Origin of the sequence: Acinetobacter sp. ATCC 27244 (assembly GCF_000156555.1) — a bacterium.
Taxonomy (GTDB): domain Bacteria; phylum Pseudomonadota; class Gammaproteobacteria; order Pseudomonadales; family Moraxellaceae; genus Acinetobacter; species Acinetobacter haemolyticus.
Genome location: NZ_GG665966.1, coordinates 139019 through 145292 on the forward strand (window position 1 = coordinate 139019; position 6274 = coordinate 145292).

The window sequence follows — 6274 nt, forward strand, 5'->3', positions numbered from 1 at the left end:
GAATATGGCAATATATAGCCTTTGTAAAAATCACTGTATTTAACGCCCATGAAGTTGCTTCGTCTCAACGCATTATCGCCAAATTTTCAGTTACCTCCGACTGCGGTAACGATTGGCAATTTTGATGGTGTCCATCTTGGTCATCAAGCGATGATTGCCCAGCTTAAATCGTTAGCATCTGCTCAAGGCTTAAAAACTTTAGTGATGATTTTTGAGCCACAACCGCTTGAATTTTTTAAAGGTTATGATGCCCCACCCCGCATTAGCTCCTTACGAGAAAAAGTAGAATATTTAACTGAACTAGGTGTGGATTACATTGCGGTAGCAAAGTTTGATCAATACTTTAGAAGCCTGAATGCGACTGAATTTGCGGATTTACTCAAATTTAAGCTCAATGCCCAAACCCTTGTTTTGGGAGATGACTTTCATTTTGGCAAAGACCGCCAAGGAAACAGTGAATTCTTAAGAGATTATGGTTTTAATGTCACCAATTTAGATACGATTGCACTGAATGATGAACGTGTCAGTTCAACCCGTATTCGTCAGGTTCTACAAGAAGGTGATCTGGCATTAGCAGCTAAACTGCTGGGTCGTCCTTACAGCATCACGGGTCGTGTGCAATATGGCGATCAAATCGGACGTACACTGGATTTTCCAACAATTAATGTTCGTTTAAATCGTCATAAGCCTTGCCTAAGTGGCATCTATGCAGTCGATGTGGTGTGTGAAAATGCCTCACTAACAGCAAAAGTCAAACATACAAACCCTGCCCTGAACGGCATTGCAGGGTATCAAAGTGATAGCTTATTCGGTGCTGGCCATGTGGGGACTCGTCCTGCGATCGAACAAGTTCAGCCTGAGTGGCGATTAGAAGTACATTTCCCTGATGTTTCTGCTAATCTGTATGGCTTATTAATGCGGGTAACCTTTCTTCACTATTTGCATGGTGAACTGAATTACCCTTCGCTTGAAGCACTCAAAGCTGGAATAGATGATGATGTGCAAAAATTACGAGACTATCGTAATCGTACTTCAGAATTTCCTTTTTAAATTTAATTTTCATTTGTAATACATGTCAGTTTATACACTGATCAAACTGGAAGAAAACTTGCATGAGCGATAAGCAAACTCCTGAAAATGCAGTGGATTATAAAGCCACACTCAATTTACCTCATACTGAATTTGCGATGAAAGCAAATTTGGCTGTGCGTGAAGCCAAATGGTTAGAAGAGTGGTATGCCGACAACATTTATCAGCAGATTCGCACATCGCGTATTGGCAAGAAGAAATACGTACTACATGACGGTCCTCCATATGCCAATGGTCAAATCCATTTAGGTCATGCGGTCAATAAAGTCCTCAAGGACATTATTATTAAAAGCCGTGTATTAGATGGCTTCGATGCACCTTATGTACCAGGTTGGGACTGTCATGGTTTACCAATCGAACTTAAAGTGGAAGAAAAAGTCGGTAAAGTTGGCGTGAAAGTAGACGCATCAACGTTCCGTAAAGCCTGCCGTGAATACGCTTACACACAAGTTGAATTACAAAAGAAAGACTTCGTGCGTATGGGTGTGTTTGGTGACTGGGACAATCCTTATCTGACTATGAACTTTAAACAAGAAGCGGACATCGTTCGCTCGCTTGGTGCGATTGCTAAAGCTGGTCATATTGAACCGGGCTTAAAACCTGTGAACTGGTGTTTGGACTGTGGTTCTGCACTGGCTGAAGCCGAAGTTGAATACGAAGATAAAAAATCAGATGCAATTGACGTTGGCTTCACCGTTGTTGATCTCAAAGATTTAAGCGCACGCCTAAATGTTGATGTGCAAGATGTAACGGATATCGTGATCTGGACGACCACGCCATGGACACTACCTGCCAACCAAGCAGTTGCGGTACATGCCGACATTGACTACCAACTTGTTCAAATTCAGAACGATCGTGGTACGCAAAACTTCATTCTTGCTAAAGACCTAGTGGAATCTGCCATCGAACGTTACAAGCTTGAAAATCCAGTCGTACTGGCTGATTTTAAAGGCGCTGTCATCGAAAACCTATTATTACAACATCCGTTGATTACAGATCGCCAAGTCCCTGTAATCGTCGGTGAACATGTCATCGCAACTAGTGGTACAGGTGCCGTACATACCGCACCGGGCCATGGTGTGGACGACTATAAGGTTGGCCTACAGTACAACCTAAAAGTGGATAATCCAGTCGGTGGCAATGGTGTATATTTACCAACAGCACCGATTTTTGCTGGCGAGCACATCTATAAAGCCAACCCAAAAATTATCGAAGCATTGGGAGCAACAGGTCGTTTGTGGGCGCATCAACCGATCAAACACAGCTACCCACATTGCTGGCGTCATAAAACGCCAATCATCTTCCGTGCGACACCGCAATGGTTTATCAGCATGGATGCCAAAGGCTTGCGTCAAACTGCATTAAATGCGATTGAAAATGACATCGAATTTGTCCCAGATTGGGGTAAAAACCGTATCCAATCGATGATTGAAGGTCGTCCAGATTGGTGTATTTCTCGTCAACGTACTTGGGGTGTACCAATCCCATTCTTTGTACACAAAGATACCAATGCGTTACACCCACGTACACCTGAATTAATCGAAGAAGTTGCCCAACTGATTGAGCAAGAAGGGATTGATGCTTGGTATAACCGTGATGCCAGCGACTTCATTGGTGCTGATGCCGAACAATACAATGCTGTTCGCGATACCTTAGACGTTTGGTTCGACTCAGGAACCACACACTACGCAGTATTGCGTGAACGTGAAGAGTTGCAAGACCCTGCTGATCTATACCTTGAAGGTTCAGACCAACACCGTGGCTGGTTCCAATCGTCATTGTTGACTTCAATTGCAATCAATGAACGTGCACCTTATAAAGGCTTACTCACACACGGCTTCGTCGTAGATGAGAAAGGTCGTAAAATGTCTAAATCATTAGGTAACATCATCACGCCACAAGATATCATCAAAGATATGGGTGCAGATGGCTTACGCTTCTGGATCGCTTCGGCTGACTATCGCTATGAAATGACCGCAGGTAAAGAGATCTTTAGCCGTGCATCTGATGGTTATCGTCGTATCCGTAATACCCTACGTTTCTTGTTGGCGAATTTAAATGGTTTTAAACCATCAAGTGATGCACTGCCTGTAGATGAACTGATTGCATTGGATCAGTACATTTTACAACGTGCGGCTGAAGTACAAAAAACCATTCAGCAAGCCTATGAAGAGATGAACTTCCACATTGTCACTAACGCATTGACCAATTTCTGTATCAATGACTTAGGTAGTTTCTATCTCGACATCATCAAAGATCGTCAATACACAACAAAAGCGGACTCACAAGCGCGTCGTTCTGCACAAACTGCACTGTATCATTTGGTACAAGCTTTCGTTCGTTGGATGTCACCAATTCTAAGCTTTACCGCTCAAGAAGCTTGGCCATTGATTCCTGAACAAACAGATAAATATGTATTTACGGCTGAATGGTACGATATCCCAACTGCATCAACAGCAAACTTGCTTTCTGAAGCAGATTGGCAAACATTGATTAGCGTAAAATCAGCAGTAAATAAACAGATCGAAGCAGCACGTAACGCTAAACTGATCGGCAGTAACTTATCTGCCAAAGTTGAACTTTGGGCGGATGAAGCGTTACAAAAACTGCTAAACCAACTGGCTGACGAATTACGTTTTGTCTTGATTACCTCTCAAGTCATCGTCCACCCTTATGCAGAACAAGGCGAAAGCACTGACCTTGAAGGTTTACGTGTGAAAGTCTCAGCTGCGGATGGTGAAAAATGTGTACGTTGCTGGCATGTATTGCCAGATGTAAATACACATGAAGGTCATGCGGGTTTATGCGCGCGTTGTATTGTCAACGTCACTGGCAGTGGCGAAGTGAGAAAGTATGCCTAATTCACAAGCAAAACAAGGCTTGTTCCAATTCTATCCTCATAACTTGCTGTGGCTTGGACTTTCAGTCCTTGCCATTGTGTTGGATCAATGGACAAAATGGATCGCAAGCTCACATTTAAACTATGCAGATCCTGTACCCGTATTGCCTTTTCTCAATTGGACCTTGTTGCATAATTACGGTGCTGCATTTAGCTTTTTATCTGATGCAGGCGGATGGCAACGCTACTTCTTCACCTCACTTGCAGCAATTGTTTCGATCATTTTTGTATTTTGGCTCATGCGTATGCCTAAGAAAATGATTATTTTACCTATGGCAATTGCTTTGATTTTAGGCGGTGCAGTTGGTAATTTGATTGATCGCGTCAGTCTGGGTTATGTTGTCGATTTTATCCATGTCTATTATCAGAATAGTCATTTCCCTGCCTTCAACCTCGCAGACAGTGCCATTACCTTAGGTACGATTTTGCTTCTCATTGACACCTTCTTCTTAGAGAAGAAACGAAACCAAAAGGCGGATGTATAATGACCGACATTATCGAACCAAACGAAGAAATCCGTATTCAAGACGGCTCAAAAGTTGATTTGCATTTTTCAGTATCGATTGAAAATGGTGTTGAAATCGACAATACCCGCGGTCGTGAAGAACCAGTCACTTTAGTGATTGGTGATGGAAATTTACTTCCGGGCTTTGAAAAGGCTTTATTTGGTTTACGTGCAGGTGATCGCCGTACCGTACATTTGCCACCAGAAGATGCTTTTGGTCCTTGGAACCCTGAAAATGTTCAAAGTTTTGATACGGTAAAATTTGAGCAACGTCCTATCGTTGGTCACATGATTGAATTTGAAGATAAAGCCAAAGCAACCTTGTTTGGCATCGTTAAATCAGTCAATGACGACATCACAGAAATCGACTTTAACCATCCATTAGCGGGTAAAAATATTACCTTTGAAGTCGAAATTTTCAAAGTTACCCCTGCGGGTCAGCAAGGCATTAAACTGATGTAACATAAAAGCTCTCAAATGAGAGCTTTTTTTAACCCTAAAGAAAAGTATAAGATGATATTCAGCAACTATTTTTAAAATTTCGCTCATTCAATTCAAACAATATAGGATTAAAGAATGTTGATTTATATTATTGTTGGTAGCGTACGTGAAGGACGGACAGCTATTAAAGTCGCAAATTGGGTACAGCAAGCAACCAATCAGTTAGCAATTGAACAAATTCAAACAGAAATTATTGATTTAAAGCAATGGAACTTACCACTATTTGCAGGTGCTCACCCTCCTGCTTCAGGTATTTATGATCAACCAAAGCAACAAGAATGGGCGGATAAAATTGCAGCTGCTGACGCATTTATCTTGATTAGTCCCGAATATAATCATGGCTACAGCCCAGCGCTTAAAAATGCCTTAGACTATCTCGGCAAAGAATGGCAAGGTAAACCTGCTGCTTATATCGGATATGGCGCGACCAATGGATCACGCTCAATCAGCCAAATTCGTCAAGTTGCTTCAAGTCTAGGAATCGTTGATCCGAATGCAGTTATGGAAATCCGCGATATTTTTAAACGCAATAAAGAAGAAAACTTTGAAGCAAATGAATTTGAGGTAAAGGGTTTGAAAGCAATGCTTGAGAAATTACAGAAATATCATTCAGCTTAGCTGTAAGCCTGAACGTACATGGATCGGGGTCATTGACGAATATACAACGCCTCTGATTCACCTTAATATACAAATCATACAGAGACAGGAAGTCTCATTGAAAATAACAAGACCCACAGGAAGTGGTTGTTTATAGGAAATAAACGACAATAAACTAAATACGAAGAAGCCCCGTCAGGATGATGGGGCTTCTTTTTATTTAGCGACATTAAAGCTTTAAAATCATCAATATTTACTATTAAATCAGACCTTCTTCATCATCATCTTCTAGGAATAGAGAAACAGCTAATTCCATATAGTACGTAATATCAATAAATAATATATATCGAATCTCAATTTATCGAATCTCATAAATTGGTTGATACATATCATTATATTGATAAATTTTATTTCCTCTTATTTCAAACTCCGCCTGTACTAAATCCATATATGGATAGATTTCATTATCCTTTATTTCATAAACTGGCTGAAATAGGTTTATGCATTTATAAATTTTATTGCCCCTTACTTCATAAATGGCCTGACTAGCACTCATATATGTATACAGCTTTTTTCCATTATATTGATTAGACATGCAAAATCTCTATACGTTTCAAATTACTTAAACACGATGCCACATAAGTCTTTTCAATTTCTATTACCTTTTAGTTATTTTTTAATCA

6 protein-coding genes are annotated in these 6274 nt (G+C 40.8%); 5 read left to right on the plus strand and 1 reads right to left on the minus strand.

The genetic code is table 11. From position 1 onward, the window contains the following. The first annotated feature begins 48 nt into the window (after window positions 1-48). From ribF to HMPREF0023_RS14970, 5 genes are all read left to right on the plus strand, one after another. Entirely contained in the window at window positions 49-1050 is a 1002-nt protein-coding gene (ribF, locus tag HMPREF0023_RS14950) for a bifunctional riboflavin kinase/FAD synthetase (RefSeq protein WP_004637365.1), read from the plus strand. Between the two features lie 62 nt (window positions 1051-1112). Further along, complete coding sequence (gene ileS / locus HMPREF0023_RS14955) at window positions 1113-3950, plus strand: isoleucine--tRNA ligase (protein WP_008942487.1); 2838 nt, start codon at window positions 1113-1115, stop codon at window positions 3948-3950. Further along, the gene (gene lspA / locus HMPREF0023_RS14960; RefSeq protein ID WP_004637362.1) at window positions 3943-4473 is read left to right on the plus strand and encodes a signal peptidase II; all 531 of its coding nucleotides are present in this window, start codon (window positions 3943-3945) and stop codon (window positions 4471-4473) included. Before ileS ends, lspA begins: the two co-directional genes overlap by 8 nt. Then, on the plus strand, window positions 4473-4955 hold the full coding sequence (locus HMPREF0023_RS14965; RefSeq protein WP_008942488.1) for an FKBP-type peptidyl-prolyl cis-trans isomerase: 483 nt from the start codon (window positions 4473-4475) through the stop codon (window positions 4953-4955). Before lspA ends, HMPREF0023_RS14965 begins: the two co-directional genes overlap by 1 nt. A gap of 114 nt (window positions 4956-5069) precedes the next feature. Beyond that, on the plus strand, window positions 5070-5612 hold the full coding sequence (locus HMPREF0023_RS14970) for an NADPH-dependent FMN reductase (protein ID WP_008942489.1): 543 nt from the start codon (window positions 5070-5072) through the stop codon (window positions 5610-5612). Window positions 5613-5949: 337 nt separating this feature from the next. Here HMPREF0023_RS14970 and HMPREF0023_RS14975 read toward each other — a convergent pair whose 3' ends face one another. Then, window positions 5950-6186 carry a hypothetical protein gene (locus tag HMPREF0023_RS14975; RefSeq protein WP_004637359.1) on the minus strand — a complete coding sequence of 79 codons (237 nt, stop codon included), beginning with the start codon at window positions 6184-6186 and terminating at the stop codon, window positions 5950-5952. Window positions 6187-6274 lie beyond the last annotated feature (88 nt).

Coding starts and splice junctions, on each gene's coding strand:
- HMPREF0023_RS14970 (WP_008942489.1), top strand. CDS start 5,070: ATGTTGATTTATATTATTGTTGGTAGCGTACGTGAAGGACGGACAGCT.
- lspA (WP_004637362.1), top strand. CDS start 3,943: ATGCCTAATTCACAAGCAAAACAAGGCTTGTTCCAATTCTATCCTCAT.
- HMPREF0023_RS14965 (WP_008942488.1), top strand. CDS start 4,473: ATGACCGACATTATCGAACCAAACGAAGAAATCCGTATTCAAGACGGC.
- HMPREF0023_RS14975 (WP_004637359.1), bottom strand. CDS start 6,186: ATGTCTAATCAATATAATGGAAAAAAGCTGTATACATATATGAGTGCT.
- ribF (WP_004637365.1), top strand. CDS start 49: ATGAAGTTGCTTCGTCTCAACGCATTATCGCCAAATTTTCAGTTACCT.
- ileS (WP_008942487.1), top strand. CDS start 1,113: ATGAGCGATAAGCAAACTCCTGAAAATGCAGTGGATTATAAAGCCACA.